Origin of the sequence: Qipengyuania marisflavi (assembly GCF_005884405.1) — a bacterium.
GTDB classification, from domain to species: Bacteria; Pseudomonadota; Alphaproteobacteria; order Sphingomonadales; family Sphingomonadaceae; genus Qipengyuania; species Qipengyuania marisflavi.
Window position 1 is genome coordinate 1 of record NZ_VCAO01000006.1, and the last position, 15,149, is coordinate 15,149.

Consider the following 15,149-nt stretch of genomic DNA (forward strand, 5'->3'; position numbering starts at 1 on the left):
TCCTACGATTATCAAAAGATGCTGCAGGCTTACGGCCTGCGGCCATCGATGAGCGGCAAGGGTAATTGCTATGATAACGCCTCTGTCGAGACATTCTTCAAAAGCCTGAAGGCGGAACTAATCTGGCGGCAGAGCTGGCCAACACGGCGACAAGCCGAGGCCGCCATCTTCCAGTACATCAACGGGTTCTACAATACCCGCCGCCGCCATTCATATCTGGGCGGCATCAGCCCGCTCGCATTCGAAGCCAAAGTGGCATAATGAGATCAGTGACCGGCACAAAACCGTTACAAGTCCATGGCGGGACCGCGCTTGCCGGGAGTGCGGGCGAGCACTTCGCCGACCAGCAGCTCGTCGAAGGAGAGGTCGAGCAGCTCTGATAGGACCGGCAGCATGGCCGCGCCGACCCCGACGCGCCCGACCTCGTAATGGGCGAGGGTCTGCTGGGAGACGCCGAGCTGGTCGGCGAGCGCCTGCTGGGTCAGCCCGCGTTCCTTGCGCGCGGCGGCGATGCGCGCGCCCAGTTACTTGAAGAAGGCTTCGTTCCTGATGGCCATGCCTGCGATGATCCCTAGAATCGTCGGTTGGGTTCTGGCCACGCTAAACCTCCCAGTTTGGTGACGATGAGAACATCGTCTTAGTCACAGCTCCTCTTAATCCCGCCGCAACGAAGCCCCCGCATAGGGATCATAATCCGCTGCCGGTAAATTTCCGCGCGGGTCGGCTGCGGGCAGCGCTGAATAGGCTGGTCCCGGGGGCAGTGGTTCGCTGCGGAATGCGCCGGTGAAGCTGGCTGCGATGATCGGTGCGCCGAGCAGGATGAAGCAGCCCAGGATAACACGCGCGCCGCGGCGCAGGGGCAAACGTCCTTCGAGCATCAGGAGCCCCACCGTTGCCACCGCAATCACGCACAGCCCGATGGCGAGACTGCCGAGCATTGTGCCAGTCAGCCAGCCGGCTGCGCCCTCCAGCGGGCCGTTGGAGAATGTCGGGAAGGGCACTGGCCCGCTCATCCTTCTTCCCGCACCATGATCTGCGCGATGCGGCGCTTGCCGCTGCGCCGTTCGAGCTGGACAAAGACATCGATGCTTTCGCGCACATAATGCCGCACATCTTCGCGGGAGAGGCGCGATCCGGCTTTCAGCACCAGCAGCGCGAGCTGTTCGATCGCGCGGCGCGGGGTGTCGGCGTGAATGGTGGTCATCGAACCGGGGTGGCCGGTGTTGACCGCGCGCAGGAAGGTGAAGGCCTCGCCCCCGCGTAGCTCGCCCAGAATGATCCGGTCTGGGCGCATCCGCAGGGCTGCGATCAGCAGGTCTTCGGCGCTCACATCTGCTTCGGACAATTGCCCGCGCGCGGCGATCAGCCCCACCGCATTGGCGTGGCGCAATTTCAGCTCTTCGGTATCCTCGATCAGGATTAGCCGTTCGTCCGCTGGAATTTCTGCCAGCAGCGCGTTGAGGAAGGTGGTTTTGCCGGTCGATGTGCCGCCGGAGATCAGGATGTTGCGGCGCTGGCGCACGGCGTCGCGCAGGGCGTCCTCCGCCCCGCTGGCGGCGATGTCGCGGAATTGCGGTTCGGCTGGCTCGATTGCGGCGCCTGCAGCCAGTGTGTCCATCGCGCCCGCTTCTGCCCAGTCGGACAGCGACAGATCGGAGGAGACATGACGGCGGATCGCCAGCGCATGGCCGCTGCGCGTGGCAGGCGGAGCCACCACTTGCACACGGGACCCATCAGGCAATGATGCGGCCAGCAGCGGCTGCGCGCGGTTGATGCCTTGTGCGCCATGGGCGGCGATCTGGCGGGCCATTCGTTCGAGCAGGGTTTCGGTTAGGCTGGCATCCTCATGCCGCTCGATACCGCCGCCAACACGTTCGATCCAAAGCTCGCCGGGGCGGTTGATCCAGATGTCGGTGATGTCCGCATGCGCCAGCCATGGTGCCAGCGGGGCGAGGAAGGAATCGAGGTAGTAACCAGCATCCACAGTCAGGAATCGACGCCTGAGAAATCCAGATCGCGCGCGACGAAGACCGAGACGCTGGTGCCGTGCCTGACCTTGAGGGTCGGGCGGATTTCGTCGGAGCGGGCGCCGGAAATGTTCTGGGTGCTACCGGGTAATGCGACCACCACGCCATCGTTCGACCGGCGGGTTGCCACCCCGACCCCGATGTCGAGCGCGGTTTGCAGGATGGCGCTGCCGAACTGTTGCAGGAACTTGCCATCGACTTTCCCCTTAACACCGGCACGGCCCAGCGGGTCGGAGGCGGGCGAATCCAGCGAGATGATCGCGCCATCGGGTCGCAGCAGGCGGGTCCACCGGACTAGCGCGCGGTTCTGTCCGCGTTCCAGATCGGATTCATATTCGCCATAAAGGCGGCTGCCCCGCGGGATCAGCACGCGCGATCCGTCGAAGCCGAAAATATCACGCTGGACCAGCGCGCGGACCAGGCCGGGGCGGGTAGAATCCAGTGCGGTTTCGAGCACTGCGGGGATCACAGTGCCCAATGGTACGGTCAGCGATGGGTTTGTCAGCCGGGTCGCGCGGGCGCGCTCGCCAGAACTATCGCTGCTCGCCGCCGCCGCCTGCTCTGGCGCAGGCTCACCGCCAAAGAAAGTGGTGGCGGGCTGCGGTGCGGGAACGGGATAGGTAATCGGGGCCGGGGTGAAATCGACCGGACGCTGCGGCGGCGCAGGATAGCGGTCGGGGGCCGGTGTGACCGCACGCGGCAGGACCACGGGCGGCAACTGGCGGCGTGCCAGCAGCGGATCGCGCGCGGCCTCTGCGTCAAGGAACCGGTCGGGCACGGCGATTGGCGGCGGCGCAGCAATACGGCCAGCGCCGACGCCCGCCGGGATGGTGGTTGGCAATGCGCCCTGCTCGGCGCGATGGCTGCTTAGCAGGGAGAATATCCACGCTCCGCCCAGCAGCAGCACGACCACAAAGGCCCACAGGCCCAGATTGCTGGAGCCTGAAGTGCGCACGACCGGGCGGACATCCTGCGGGTCCGGGGCTGATGCTGCGGCTGTATCAGCCATTGCCACCCTCCGGCTGCGGTTCACGCCGCGCGGTCGCGCGTTTTTTGTCGATGCGGAACACCAGTTCGCTCCACACGCGGTCGATTACGAAGCGGTCGCCGCGCATGTAGCCATTGACCAGCTGCTCGTCGCCCGTGGCTCCGATGGCAAAGATGGCCGGTAGCGGGGCGTCCTGTGCGAATTCGATAAAGGTATGGCGGCCATCGTCGCGCACGCTGAGCGGTTGGACGACTTTGTCACCCTTTAGCCGGTATGGCCAAACCGGGCCAGCCGCCAGTTCCACGGGGGATGTGGGGGCGGCATCATAGCTTTGCGGAGCGGTGTCGGCATAGGCGAGCTGGACGAGATAGGCCGCCAGCAGATCGTTGCCCGTGCGCAGCGTAAAACGATAATTGCGGCGGTCGGTTGCCACCACCACCGAACCCAGATCGCCGGGTTGACGGGGGAACAGCAGGAAGCTGTCGCGCTCTGCCGAAATGCGCACGTCGAGACGGCTGGGATCGGCCAGTGTGACGCTGGAAATCTGTTCGCCGCGTTCGAGCACGACGGTCAGCCCAGTCGCAGGCAGCGCGGTCAGCCAGATTTCCTCACCCGCTTGCCAGAGCACGGTTTGCAAGCGCGGATTTTCCAGACCGGGTTGCGGCACAATTTGCGCAGCGGTGGGCGCGGCCAGTGCGGCAAGCGCGAGGAAAGGTGCAACCAGCACCCTCATTGCGAAGCGCGCGCGGGATTGGCGCGAACAGCGGGAATGGCGGCAGGCGTGGCGGTAACCGGCTCAGGCAGCGCCTCGGCATCGCGGCGATAGCGTGTCACCTGGAAACCCAGTGGATTGACCAAGCGGTCCGCCGCACTCATCTCAGCATCGCTGAAGCCGTAATTGACGACCGCAGCCCAATGCTCGGGCGCCTGCGGCTGCGCGCCAGGATCGGTGCGAATGGTGTCGAACCGCACCAATGCGCTGGCAGCGGAGAGCGAGGAAAGCGATTTCACTTCCACTGCAATGGTCCCGCCGCGCGGCATATAGCTGAGCGGGCTAAGCGGATTGTTCGCCTGCATCAGATTGACATATTGCTGACGTTCACGCCCCTGCGACCACAGCGCCACCTTGCGGTAATCATTGCCCACGCTGTCAGCATAGAAGCTCTCGCGTGCGATCACATATTGGACCAGGAATGACCGGGTCAGCGCGGCGTCGGGCGCAATGATCTGCCCGTCCAGCGGCGAAAGCCGTTCGACATGGCCAGTCTGCCTGTCGACCAGCAAAGTATAGGGTTCGACCGTTTTGAGCGGGAGCAGGATGACCAGCGCCGCCGCCAGCAACAGCGCGATCAGCGCCGCGACTGTGGCGACAATCCATGCCGTCCGGCGCGAGCGTTCCAGTGCATCGGTCACCGAATGCTCCCAGCTATCGGCAATCTCGATCTGCGACAGGTCGATGTCTTCGCGAGCGCTCACTTACCCAGATCCCTCTTTGTCCCTGCCGCCGATGTCCGGCGCGCTTCGCGGCGATAGGAACTGCCCAGCCGCTGCGGCTCTGCATAGCTGGGGGCAGGCCCGGAGTCACCCGGCGCACTGCCCGCCGCTGCGGGCGCAGGTGTCATTCCGCGATAGGCGCTCCGCTGATGCTCGATCCGTTCTTCATGGCGCATTTGCAGCGCCACGCTGTCGGAAATACGCTCGGCGCGATTGACGACCAGCGGTGGCTGGGTGGCGCGCGCATCAGCCTGCTGCACCCTTGCCGGAACCGCGTTTGCCACCTGTTCACGTATATCCTGCCAGCCGCGGGTGAAGGCGATCTTTCCCAGCAGCCAGACCATGCCAACCAGCACCAGCGCAAAGGCCAAGGTGAGTGCGAACAGTTCGATCGGAGCAGCTGGCGTGGCATAACCGAGCGAGCGGATCCGCAGCGCATCGGCAAGCCACGGTTCGACGACCGACAGCTCGACCGCCAGCACGACGCCTGCGCCCAGCGTGCCTAGCAAGGTCAGCACCAAACCCCTCAGCCAGCCTGAGAACAGCCCGCGTGTTGCCCCGAACAGCAGCAGTCCAGCCGCCAGCGGTGCCAGTGCCAGCAGCAATCCAGCCGCCAGTCGCATCAGCGCGAGCGAGCCGATCACCCCGGCAAGATAGAACAGCCGCGCATAGCCCAGCGCTTCCTCATCACGCAGCGCGGTGCCTGAGAAATTGCCGCCCAAGGCATCGTTTTGCAGGATAGCGCCATTCGCCCGCCCCGTACCTGCGGAAGTCAGTGACACCATCGCGCGGTCGGCGGCTTGCAACCGTGCCGGCAGTCCGCGCCCCTCGCGCGATAGCGATGACGGCGCGATACTGGCGGCGATCTGCGCCGGCCCGTCGAGCACCACATCATGGACCAGCGTCTTCCACGCGGGCCATGAGAATGCGAGCGTCAGCACCACGCCGATCTTCACCACATCCATCACAGTATCGCGCATTCCGGGGCCGGGGCCGAACAACAGGCGCAGACCATAGAGCGCGACAAACAGCGTCAGCAAACCGGCCATAAATTGTGCAGCGAAAGATCCCGGATCGGCCAGAGACTGATAGCCAAAAGTGCCCAGCTGGCGTGACTGGCAATCGATATGCATCAATACGCGCAGCAGGAATTCGTCGCCGGTTACGATGGTGGGGCAACTCATGTCAGGCCGCCCGTTCCAGCAGCGACTTCATCCAGTTCGCTGGATCGGTGCCGGTGCGTGTGACCAGATCGTCAAACAGCCGCACCGTGCTTTCCCGGCCCGACAGGATCGTCAGCAAATCCTTTTCGCCCGACAAATCCAGCCGCGCTACCACGCTATCATTGCCGTGACGGATCAGGAAGCAATGCGAATTGTCAGGCAGCGTCTTCACCAGATTGAATTCGTGCTGCGACAGCCCGAAACCGTTCATGTAATCCTCGGCGCGCGCCTTGGGATTGATCATGAAAATCTGGGTTGCAGCCTGTTCTATGATGGCGCTGGCAATCTTGCTTTCCAACGCATCCTGCGCGCTTTGGGTGGCAAAGCCGACAATACCATTGCGCTTGCGGATCGTCTTTTCCCAATCCTTGATGCGGCGCACGAAAACCTCGTCATCGAGCGCTTTCCAACCTTCATCGACCACGATGATCGCCGGTGTTCCGTCGAGCCGTTGTTCGACCCGATGGAAGAAATACAACATCGCAGGGGTGCGCGAGACCGGATCGTCCAGAATCGCGGTCATATCGAACCCGACGGTCTCCTGCGTCAGATCGGTATCGTCACGCGCATTGTCGAACAGCCAGGCGCGGTCGCCCTCGCCCCACCAGGGGCGCATTCTGGCATAGAGGTCACCCGCATGGGGCCGGTCACCGCCGCGAAACAATTCAACCAGATGGCGCAATCGGCGGCGTTCGGGTGGCTGCTGGAAACTGGTCTCGACCGCGTCGCGAATCGCCTCCTGCTCCGCCGCATCGGCCCCGCCTGCCAGCAATTGCAGCCATTCGGTCAGAAACGCGCGATTGGCAGCGTTATCCTCAATCTGCAGCGGGTTGAGCCCAGATGCCTCGCCCGGCCTCAGCCTGTCATACGTGCCGCCGATGGCGCGGATAAACAGCTCGGCACCGCGATCCTTGTCGAAGAAGATCGTGCGCGGGCGATATTTGCGCGCCTGTGCCAGCAGGAAGTTAAGCACCACGGTCTTGCCCGAGCCAGAGGGACCGATAACTGTGAAATTGCCCAGGTCGCGCTGGTGAAAATTGAAGAAATAGGGACCGGCGGCGGTGGTTTCGAACAGCGTTACCGCCTCACCCCAGTGATTTCCGCGTTCGCGCCCGACCGGGAAATTGTGCAGGCTGGCCAGTCCGGCAAAATTTGTGGTTGAGACCAGACCGCGCCGCGCGATATATTTGAAATTGCCCGGAAACTGTGCCCAGAAGGTTGGCTCCAGAGCGATATCCTCGCGCACGGCGTTGATGCCGAGATCGGCCAGCAGCGCGATAGTTTCGGCGACATTGCTGTCGAGCAGTTTCAGATCATCCGCATGGATCGCAATGGTGGTGTGATGCTCGCCAAATCCGGCACGCCCAGCCGCCACCTCATCCTTGGCGATGGCGAGTTCATCACGCAGCGACAGCGCCTCGTCCTCGGCAGCGCGCATTCGCCGCAGCGCCAAATTCATCTTGCCCAGCGCCGCCCCGCGCTCGACGAAAGCGAAGCTCTGGCTCACCGTCATTTCGAATGGCAGGCGGTGCAATTCGTCAAACATGCCCGGCATGGTGCGGCTGGGCCAGTCCTTGATCGACACCAGCGCAGAGAAGCGCCGCGCCAGCGGGCCTGCCGGTGCCAGCTCGACCGTATCCTGTCCAAAGCTGACCCGCCGCGACGGGATATGATTGCCCAGATCGCCGTGCGGAACCACTGCAGGGCGCATATCGCCATTGAACAGATAGGACAGGAATTCGAGCGGTTCGGACCGCGTTCCGTCATCGGCATCATAGGTCGACAGGACGTGCGGATCATACTGTCCCAAGGCCGCAACCAGCGCCTCGCGCGCATTATCGAGCGAGTGTTTCTCGCCCGCGATCATCGCGGCATGATCCTGAGTGCTCAAGGCGAACAGGCCGCGCAGCCGGTCGGCAATCCCCACGCGTCCCTGCATAGGTCGGCGCACAATGGTCAGGAACAGTTCGTTGACATAGAGTTGTTTGCGCCCCAGCCGGGCGCGCCAGCGCTGGTCCAGCCGCCGTGAAAACGCGTCCGGCCATTCCGCGTCCAAGGCCACATCGGCGCGGCGGCGAACCAGATGGTGATAGATCGCAAATTGCGAGCTACCCACTGCGCGCAGCATCGCATCGCGCAATTCTGCGCGGTAATTCAGCTCTTCGCTATCAGCGGTTTCGAACAGCAGACCGCCCAGCCGCACCGTCTGCATCAGCATCCCGTCGCGCGTTTGCAGCGTCACATCATCGATATGTCGGGCATAAGGCAGGTGCCGACCGGCAGGCGCTTCGCGCGCAGCGACCTTCGGGTCACGGGTCAGGGGCGGTAGGAATTGCATTGCCACAAGTCATGGTTGCGCACGCGCGGACAATTGCGCACGCGGGTAATCCATAGGTCGAAAAAGCGCGGTTCCCGCAGGCACAGCAGTACCCCGGCCCCGTGCAGCGCCAGTGCAATCAGCAGCACCCACCAGGCGCGGAAAATCAGGATCAGCTCAACCGCGATAACCGCGTTGATGATGAAAAACGTGTAAGTCACGCCGACAAACATCTGCGGCCGCGTTAATGCGGTGAACAATGTATCGCTGCGCAATTGTTCGGCCATCGAAAACAGCACCCCTCACGAATCCCAGAGCGGCAATGTCAACTAATCGGCCCAAAATACAAGTGCAGCCTGCGTATTGGGGATTGAGCGCCAACTCAATCGGGTCGTGAGAAGATCACCATTCCACTTTTGTCGACAGGATACGGGACTGTTCGGTGCCGCATACAAGACCAAGGTGGGCACCCAAATCGATGGTCGACCCGAGTCAATTTCCTGTAATTTGGTCAGCTTTGCGCCCCAGTCCTCGCCGTTCGAGGTGGCCGTCGCAGTGGTCGCAAGCTGTCGTTCGCTTGTCCAAACAATGTACAGGTAACGATCCGGCACATACCAAGTAGGAGGTCGATGATGTATGTGTTCAAATATTGTTTTGGTTCAATGGTATGGCCCGCATAGCCGAAGCCATGAATCTGAGGAGGTTATCCAAAACCCACAGGGCCTACGCAGCGGCGGAACGACTGCCGAACAGGGCTGAATAGGTAGCATAGCTCTTTCCTGCAGAAGCCTCCGATTGTAGTTGCCGCCAGCTGCTGCACTACTCCATCCAGTGGAGCGCGAAGCTCTTGGTACTTTCTGCGGCGCTCAGCCTTGCGTAGCTCCTCGGTTGCCAGTCCGGCTTTATCGTTCGCTTCTGCCAGATCCGTCACCGCAGTTTTTCCGAAACCAACACGCAAAGATTGCACCTCGGCATCGAGACGGCCGATATGAGCCTGCTCTGTCTCCACAATATTCTTTGGCGCGGCTGGCGCGGCGGCAAATCGGGCAGGGCGCCCCTCCAGCGCATGAAGCCGGGCTTCGGTAGCTTTCTCCCTGCCACGGGCCAAAGTGATGTCGAGGGTCGATCCTAAACCCATTTCAAAGCGCTTGCCGTTGATCGTCCCATTAAAAAACCAAGAGCGGCCCGACTCGCGAATCCTTAGATACTATCCTCCGCCGTCGGAATAAACGCCGACTTCCTTCAGGTGTTCGACCTGTTTTACGCTGAGCTTGTTACGCGCGCGCGGACCGCGCGGACATGGTTTCGCGACTTTTGCCGGCACCAGCCATCAATCAAACCATAGTTTCAGCCATAATTGCGGCACTGGTCTGGCACGGTCCACGATGGACCGCCGCGCAAGCAAATCCATAGGAAACCGTTGCACTTGAGTGGTTTACTATGTCCGCAGTGGTTCGCAATGGTCCGTAGGAATCCGGCATCTGGCGGAGCGGGTGGGATTCGAACCCACGATACAGGGTTACCGTATACACACTTTCCAGGCGTGCGCCTTCGACCACTCGGCCACCGCTCCGCATGCCTGTTTGGCAGACGCGCGCCTCTAGCGGGACATCGGCATTGGTGCAAGGCGGTGTGTGCGGTACGCGCCAAGGTGTTTTCCGCGATGAACGGGCCGCATGGCGCGACTGCGCGGTGTCGCGGCGTATCCGCCCACGGACAAACCTGATATAGCTTCGAGTCGTAGCGGTGCTGCGCGGAATGGCATTCCCTGCGAACATCGTATCAGAAGCCTCTTTTCGCCCCTCATAACGTGTGGAAAGAGGCTTTTGCTTGCCCGCGCTTAAGTAGCGAAGCGGTAGCGCAAAAAAGACGCGCTCAAGTAGCGAAGCGGTAGCGCAAAAAAGACGCGCTCAAGTAGCGAAGCGGTAGCGCAGAAAAATAATGCTCAAGCAACGCATCCGTAGCGCACTCACCACCCCAACTGCGAACCGCTAGCGCATCGGCGATTTCGGTGGCAGTATGCGCAGCCATGACCAAACATCTGATTTCGCTCGCTGCCGTGCTGGCCCTGTCCGCCCCTGCCATCGCTCAGGACGAGCCGGAGGGCGCGCCTTCGCCCAACCAGATTGTTGCCGATGCTCAGGCTGGCGAATGGGTTGCGATTGCGGGCGAGGATCTGCTGGTGATGACACTGGCCCCCGCCGCGGATGGATCGGTACGGCAGGTGGTGATGCAGTTGATGCCCGCGCCGTTCTCCGCCGGCTGGACTGGCAACATCCGCAAACTTGCCCGTGCGCAGTGGTATGACGGGATCAGCATCAACCGCGTGCAGGACAATTACGTCGTCCAGTGGGGCGATCCCAATGTCGACAATCCCGAGGCTACTGGGCCGGAAAAGGCGCTGCCCGCCGATCTGGCGACGATGACCGATGGCGATTACATCATCGCTGGCGAGGCGATCGGCCTGTCCACTTTAGCCGCCGATACCCAGCGCGATCTGGCGCTGGATACCGATGGCATGGCGGGCACTGACCCGACCACCGGGATCATCCTGGCCAACGGCCTGGTCGATTCCTACGCGCAGCTATCGCTGTTTCATGAAGGCTGGCCGCTGGCATCCGATATGGGCGGAGACAATGAGGGCGAGGCGCATGTCTGGCCCATCCATTGCTATGGCATGATCGGGGTTGGTCGGGGATACTCGCCGGACACCGGAACTGGGGCGGAACTGTACACAGTGATCGGCCATGCGCCGCGCCATCTGGACCGCAATATCGCACTGGTCGGGCGGATTGTTGAGGGGATAGAGCATCTTTCCAGCCTGCCGCGCGGTACCGGCGATCTGGGATTTTACGAAGACCCGGCGCAGCGTGTGCCGATCCTCTCGATCCGCGTTGCCAGCGATCTGGCACCGGGCGAGCGACCGCAGTTCTCCTATCTCGACACCGATAGCGAGAGCTTTGCACGCTATGCCGACGCGCGCGCCAATCGCCGTGATCCGTTCTTCATCGTGCCCGCTGGCGGCGCGGACATCTGCAACATTCCGGTGCCGGTCAAACGCCTGTCCGAGTGAGCGACACGCTGGTGTATTCTGGCCCCATGTGGCGCTGGACTGCGGGCAACGGGGTCAGCTGGCATTTCCTCACCATTGCTGGCGAGGCCGGGGAAAGTATTAGCGCAATCGAGGCAATGTGGCGGCTTGAGCTGGGCAAGTCGCGCGGTTTTCGCTCGGTAAAAGTGCAAGCGCGGATCGGGGAAACCAAGTGGTCAACCTCGTGCTTTCCAAACAAGGAAGGCGGCTGGCTGCTGCCGGTCAAGGCTGCGGTGCGCAAGGCCGAGGGGATTGCCGAAGGTGACGAAGTGCGGGTTGCGCTGGACCTTTAGGTTCGCTGCATCAGCTCGATCCGGTTGCCAAACGGATCGGCGATATCGCCGCGCAGATAGCCATCCAGCGGTTTACCCGCACGAAAGGGCACTCCGGCATCGTTCAATCGCTGCACCAGCGCATCGAGATCGTCGACCACCAAGGCGGGATGCGCGCGGCGCGCAGGCAGGAAGCCCTCCTCGACCCCGCAATGGATATGCACTGGCCCACTGGCGAACCAACATCCGCCATTGACCGCCAGCTGCGCGGGCTTGGCCACCTCATCCATTTCCAGCAGGCCGACGAAAAACGCGCGCGCGTGTGGTTCCCCGCCATGCGGCATCGCCAGCTGGACATGATCAATCCCCAGCAGCGCCATCACATACGCTCCGCCTGAGCCACCGAATCGCTGGCGCGCAAGGCGCTGAGGATGCGGGTGAGATGCGGCAGATCCTGCACCTCCAGATCAACCTCGTAAGTGGTGAAAGGATGGTCGAGCTGGGTCTGGTCCAGCGTCTTCACATTGACGTGATTCTGCGCGAAAATTCCGGCCATTTCGGCCAGTGTGCCGGGCCGGTCATACAATGTCACACGCAGCCGCCCGATCGCCCCGCGCGACCGCTTGCCCCATGACAGGTCGAGCCAGTCGGCATCGATCCCGCTGGCCAGTTGCAGGCAGTCGATCGCGTGCACTTCGACCCCCTCGCCCGGTTTGCGCAGGCCCACGATGCGGTCGCCGGGCACGGGATGGCAGCATTCGCCAAGCTGGAAGCCGACCCCGGCGGTCAGCCCGCGGATCGACAGCGCTTTGCCGCCACGCTGCCAGTTCTGTTCGTCATCCAGCTCAGCCGTGGAGCCGGGAACCAGCGCCTCCATAACATCGCGGTCTTCGATCTTGGCGGCGCCGATGGCGTAATAGAGGTCGTCCTCTTCCTCCATCTCGAGCCGTTTGAGTGCCTCACGCAAAGCCTTCTTGCCGACTTTGGCGGGCACGCGAGTGGCGATTCCATCGTATAGCTTGCGCCCGATTTCAGCGACTTCGGCATATTCTTTCAGCCGCACCGAACGGCGGATCGCCGCGCGCGCCTTGCCGGTCACGACAAAGCCCAGCCATGACAATTGCGGTTCGGAATTCTTGCCCTTGATGATCTCCACCACATCGCCATTGTTGATCTGCGTGCGCAGCGGGATGTGCCGCCCGTTGATCTTGGCACCCACCGTCTGTGCGCCCAGATCGGTGTGTACGGCAAAGGCGAAATCGACCGGCGTCGATCCCTTGGGCAATTGGAACAGCGCACCCTTTGGGGTGAACGCAAAGATACGGTCCTGATAGATTGCCAGCCGCGTATGCTCGAACAATTCTTCGGCATCATGGCTGGTGTCGACAATCTCGATCAGATCGCGCAGCCAGCCGACCTGCCCATCAGGCTTGTCACCTTGTTTGTAAGCCCAATGCGCGGCCAGCCCGAATTCATTGGTGCGGTGCATTTCGCGGGTGCGGATCTGCACTTCAACGCGCATGGATTTGCCATAGAGCAGCGAGGTGTGGAGGCTGCGATAGCCATTGGTCTTGGGGGTGGAGATATAATCCTTGAACTTGCCCGGCAGGAATTGCCACGTGGTATGCAGCACGCCCAAGGCGCGGTAGCAGTCGGCGACATCTTCGGTGATGATGCGGAACGCCATGATGTCAGTCACCTGGTCGAAGCTGACATGGCGCTCGGCCATCTTTTTCCAGATCGAGAAAGGGTGTTTCTCGCGCCCTGAAACCTCGGTGGTAACGCCCATTTCAGACAAAGCGTGCTTCATATCCAGCGCAATGGCATCGACTTGCCCGCCATCTTCAGCGCGGATCTGATCGAGCCGGTTGCCGATGGTCCTGAACGCCTCCGGCTCCAGCTGCGCAAAAGCCAGCATCTGCATTTCGCGCATATATTCATACATGCCCACGCGCTCTGCCAGCGGGGCATAGATATCCATCGTCTCACGCGCGATCCGCAGCCGTTTTTCGGGCTTCTTGATGAAATGCAACGTGCGCATATTGTGCAGCCGGTCGCCCAGCTTGACCAGCAGCACGCGGATATCCTCGCTCATCGCCAGCAGGAACTTGCGCAAATTCTCCGCCGCGCGCTCGTTCTCTGGCATCTGCTCGATCTTGCTGAGCTTGGTTACCCCGTCGACCAGCCGCGCAACATCGGGGCCGAAATTGGTCTCGATATCCTCGATCGTGGCCAGCGTATCTTCGACCGTGTCATGCAGCAGCGCGGTGGCGATGGTTTCCTGGTCCAGCTTGAGATCAGTCATCAGCCCGGCAACTTCTACCGGGTGGCTGAAATAGGGATCGCCGCTGGCCCGCGTCTGGGTGCCATGCTTCTGCACCGTATAGACATAGGCGCGGTTGAGCATCGCCGCATCGGCGTCAGGGTCATATTCCAGGACCCGTTCAACAAGTTCATATTGGCGCAGCATCCGCCTAGATGTGCGGATTGCCGGGCAAAGGGCAAGGGGAAAGCCGCAAGGTCAGAATTTAGCCAGTCTGATGCCGCCTGAGCGTTGCGGTCAGCACAGCGACCGCAGCGACCATCAACAGCGCCGCCAATAGGAACGGTGCACCCGGAAAGACCAACCCTTTACCATCGGCATAAGCGCCGAACACGCCGGTCATCACGGGCGGCCCAAGAATGGCTGTCAGACTGATCGTGCTGGCGATGGCACCCTGTAATTCGCCCTGCGCATCCTCGTCGATCCGCGCGCTCATCAATTGCTGCATTGCCGGGAAGCACATCCCCGGAACCGCGCCGACCACAATGCCCAAAATGACTGCCGGGGTGTTGGGTGCGAAGGCCAGGATCAGGAATGAAGGGATGGCAAACGCCAGACTGACCGTTGCCGTTCGGACCGGGCCGTAACGGGCAATCGATTTGCCCGACAGGATGCCCTGCGTCACCACCAGCAGCGCGCCGAACAGCGCGACTGTTCCGCCGATCACCAGCGGGGTCCAGCCAAACTTGAAGCTGCCGTAATAAGCCCACACCGACAGCTGAGACTGGCTGGCGAGCTGCATCAGGAAAATCGTCAGCAAGCATCCGGCGACCAGCGGAATGCGTGACAGCCGCTGCAGGCTGCCAAAGGGATTGGAGCGGAACGGATCGAAACTGCGGCGGCGCTCTGCTGGCAGCGTTTCCTTGAAATAGAGCAAGCCGTAAACCGTGCCCGCCGCGCACATGATGGCGGCGGCAACGAAGGGCAGCCGGTCACCAAACTGCCCGATCAACCCGCCGATTGCCGGGCCAAGGACAAAACCAGCCGCGCCTGCACCGCCCAGCATCCCGAACGCTGCACCGCGCCGCTCGCGCGGGATGCTGTCGGCGATGCAGCTGTTCGCCGCCGCCCAGCTGGCCCCCATGATCCCCGAAATGATCCGTCCCACAAATAGCCACGTCAGCGTGGGTGCCCACGCCATCAGCGCATAATCCACCCCCAGCAGCGCCAGTGTGGCGATCAGCACCGGACGCCGGCCAAAGCGATCGCTCAGCCCGCCGATGATCGGCGCAAACAGGAATTGCATCACTGCATAGGCGAACAGCAGCCAGCCACCGATTTCCGCTGCCCGGTCGACACCCTCGCCGGTCAGCCCCTCGATCAGCGACGGCATTACGGGCACGATCAGGCCAATGCCTGCGTGATCGATAAATACGATGATCGCCAGAACGATCAGATTGCGATTCATGTCAGA

16 protein-coding genes and 1 tRNA gene are annotated in these 15,149 nt (G+C 62.1%); 4 read left to right on the forward strand and 13 right to left on the reverse strand.

The features are described 5' to 3' along the window. Window positions 1-261, forward strand: a 261-nt coding sequence (locus FEV51_RS10505; RefSeq protein WP_138615238.1) for an IS3 family transposase, incomplete at its 5' end; no start/stop codon positions are given. 26 nt (window positions 262-287) lie between these two features. Here FEV51_RS10505 and FEV51_RS13485 read toward each other — a convergent pair. Next, the gene (locus tag FEV51_RS13485; RefSeq protein ID WP_425466622.1) at window positions 288-485 is read right to left on the reverse strand and encodes a helix-turn-helix domain-containing protein; all 198 of its coding nucleotides are present in this window, start codon (window positions 483-485) and stop codon (window positions 288-290) included. On the opposite strand from FEV51_RS13485, the gene FEV51_RS13365 reads away from it, so the two are divergent. Beyond that, window positions 429-575 carry a hypothetical protein gene (locus FEV51_RS13365; protein ID WP_246034534.1) on the forward strand — a complete coding sequence of 49 codons (147 nt, stop codon included), beginning with the start codon at window positions 429-431 and terminating at the stop codon, window positions 573-575. The genes FEV51_RS13485 and FEV51_RS13365 overlap by 57 nt on opposite strands. A gap of 78 nt (window positions 576-653) precedes the next feature. Here FEV51_RS13365 and FEV51_RS10515 read toward each other — a convergent pair whose 3' ends face one another. The 9 genes from FEV51_RS10515 to FEV51_RS10555 all read right to left on the reverse strand — a co-directional run bounded on the left by FEV51_RS10515 (window position 654) and on the right by FEV51_RS10555 (window position 9,622). After that, window positions 654-1,013, reverse strand: a complete 360-nt coding sequence (locus tag FEV51_RS10515) for a TrbC/VirB2 family protein (protein ID WP_138618704.1) — start codon at window positions 1,011-1,013, stop codon at window positions 654-656. Further along, window positions 1,010-1,984 (reverse strand): P-type DNA transfer ATPase VirB11, encoded by a 975-nt coding sequence (gene virB11 / locus FEV51_RS10520; RefSeq protein WP_138618706.1) that lies wholly within the window; start codon window positions 1,982-1,984, stop codon window positions 1,010-1,012. Before virB11 ends, FEV51_RS10515 begins: the two co-directional genes overlap by 4 nt. Window positions 1,985-1,986: 2 nt before the next feature. After that, window positions 1,987-3,036, reverse strand: coding sequence for a TrbI/VirB10 family protein (locus FEV51_RS10525; protein WP_138618708.1), 1,050 nt, complete (start codon window positions 3,034-3,036; stop codon window positions 1,987-1,989). Then, window positions 3,029-3,748, reverse strand: coding sequence for a TrbG/VirB9 family P-type conjugative transfer protein (locus FEV51_RS10530; protein WP_138618710.1), 720 nt, complete (start codon window positions 3,746-3,748; stop codon window positions 3,029-3,031). The genes FEV51_RS10525 and FEV51_RS10530 overlap by 8 nt, the downstream gene beginning before the upstream one ends. Then, the gene (locus FEV51_RS10535) at window positions 3,745-4,491 is read right to left on the reverse strand and encodes a VirB8 family type IV secretion system protein (protein WP_138618712.1); all 747 of its coding nucleotides are present in this window, start codon (window positions 4,489-4,491) and stop codon (window positions 3,745-3,747) included. The genes FEV51_RS10530 and FEV51_RS10535 overlap by 4 nt, the downstream gene beginning before the upstream one ends. Then, window positions 4,488-5,693, reverse strand: coding sequence for a type IV secretion system protein (locus tag FEV51_RS10540; protein ID WP_138618714.1), 1,206 nt, complete (start codon window positions 5,691-5,693; stop codon window positions 4,488-4,490). Before FEV51_RS10540 ends, FEV51_RS10535 begins: the two co-directional genes overlap by 4 nt. Before the next feature lies 1 nt (window position 5,694). Next, window positions 5,695-8,070: a VirB4 family type IV secretion/conjugal transfer ATPase gene (locus tag FEV51_RS10545; RefSeq protein ID WP_138618716.1), complete on the reverse strand. Its 2,376-nt coding sequence runs from the start codon at window positions 8,068-8,070 to the stop codon at window positions 5,695-5,697. Then, complete coding sequence (locus FEV51_RS10550) at window positions 8,049-8,336, reverse strand: VirB3 family type IV secretion system protein (RefSeq protein WP_138618718.1); 288 nt, start codon at window positions 8,334-8,336, stop codon at window positions 8,049-8,051. Before FEV51_RS10550 ends, FEV51_RS10545 begins: the two co-directional genes overlap by 22 nt. A 1,195-nt stretch (window positions 8,337-9,531) precedes the next feature. Continuing rightward, window positions 9,532-9,622, reverse strand: a tRNA-Ser gene (locus FEV51_RS10555). Between the two features lie 456 nt (window positions 9,623-10,078). Between FEV51_RS10555 and FEV51_RS10560 the strand changes: the two genes are divergently transcribed. Then, window positions 10,079-11,122, forward strand: a complete 1,044-nt coding sequence (locus tag FEV51_RS10560) for a peptidylprolyl isomerase (protein ID WP_138618720.1) — start codon at window positions 10,079-10,081, stop codon at window positions 11,120-11,122. Continuing rightward, the gene (locus tag FEV51_RS10565; protein WP_246034535.1) at window positions 11,119-11,433 is read left to right on the forward strand and encodes a DUF1905 domain-containing protein; all 315 of its coding nucleotides are present in this window, start codon (window positions 11,119-11,121) and stop codon (window positions 11,431-11,433) included. The genes FEV51_RS10560 and FEV51_RS10565 overlap by 4 nt, the downstream gene beginning before the upstream one ends. Here FEV51_RS10565 and FEV51_RS10570 read toward each other — a convergent pair. Genes FEV51_RS10570 through FEV51_RS10580 form a run of 3 tightly spaced genes read right to left on the reverse strand, consistent with a single transcriptional unit; the run spans window position 11,430 to window position 15,143 of the window. Then, window positions 11,430-11,792, reverse strand: a complete 363-nt coding sequence (locus FEV51_RS10570; protein WP_138618879.1) for a VOC family protein — start codon at window positions 11,790-11,792, stop codon at window positions 11,430-11,432. The genes FEV51_RS10565 and FEV51_RS10570 overlap by 4 nt on opposite strands. Continuing rightward, a complete protein-coding gene (locus FEV51_RS10575; protein ID WP_138618722.1) occupies window positions 11,792-13,882 on the reverse strand; it encodes a RelA/SpoT family protein in 2,091 nt (696 codons plus the stop codon). Before FEV51_RS10575 ends, FEV51_RS10570 begins: the two co-directional genes overlap by 1 nt. 58 nt (window positions 13,883-13,940) lie before the next feature. Beyond that, complete coding sequence (locus FEV51_RS10580) at window positions 13,941-15,143, reverse strand: MFS transporter (protein ID WP_138618724.1); 1,203 nt, start codon at window positions 15,141-15,143, stop codon at window positions 13,941-13,943. Between the last annotated feature and the right edge of the window lie 6 nt (window positions 15,144-15,149).

What these genes read in the sequence shown, in the direction of transcription:
- FEV51_RS13365 (WP_246034534.1), top strand. Translation starts at nt 429, where the DNA reads ATGGGCGAGGGTCTGCTGGGAGACGCCGAGCTGGTCGGCGAGCGCCTG.
- FEV51_RS10515 (WP_138618704.1), bottom strand. Translation starts at nt 1,013, where the DNA reads ATGAGCGGGCCAGTGCCCTTCCCGACATTCTCCAACGGCCCGCTGGAG.
- FEV51_RS10525 (WP_138618708.1), bottom strand. Translation starts at nt 3,036, where the DNA reads ATGGCTGATACAGCCGCAGCATCAGCCCCGGACCCGCAGGATGTCCGC.
- FEV51_RS10530 (WP_138618710.1), bottom strand. Translation starts at nt 3,748, where the DNA reads ATGAGGGTGCTGGTTGCACCTTTCCTCGCGCTTGCCGCACTGGCCGCG.
- FEV51_RS10540 (WP_138618714.1), bottom strand. Translation starts at nt 5,693, where the DNA reads ATGAGTTGCCCCACCATCGTAACCGGCGACGAATTCCTGCTGCGCGTA.
- FEV51_RS10545 (WP_138618716.1), bottom strand. Translation starts at nt 8,070, where the DNA reads ATGCAATTCCTACCGCCCCTGACCCGTGACCCGAAGGTCGCTGCGCGC.
- FEV51_RS10550 (WP_138618718.1), bottom strand. Translation starts at nt 8,336, where the DNA reads ATGGCCGAACAATTGCGCAGCGATACATTGTTCACCGCATTAACGCGG.
- FEV51_RS10560 (WP_138618720.1), top strand. Translation starts at nt 10,079, where the DNA reads ATGACCAAACATCTGATTTCGCTCGCTGCCGTGCTGGCCCTGTCCGCC.
- FEV51_RS10570 (WP_138618879.1), bottom strand. Translation starts at nt 11,792, where the DNA reads ATGGCGCTGCTGGGGATTGATCATGTCCAGCTGGCGATGCCGCATGGC.
- FEV51_RS10575 (WP_138618722.1), bottom strand. Translation starts at nt 13,882, where the DNA reads ATGCTGCGCCAATATGAACTTGTTGAACGGGTCCTGGAATATGACCCT.
- FEV51_RS10580 (WP_138618724.1), bottom strand. Translation starts at nt 15,143, where the DNA reads ATGAATCGCAATCTGATCGTTCTGGCGATCATCGTATTTATCGATCAC.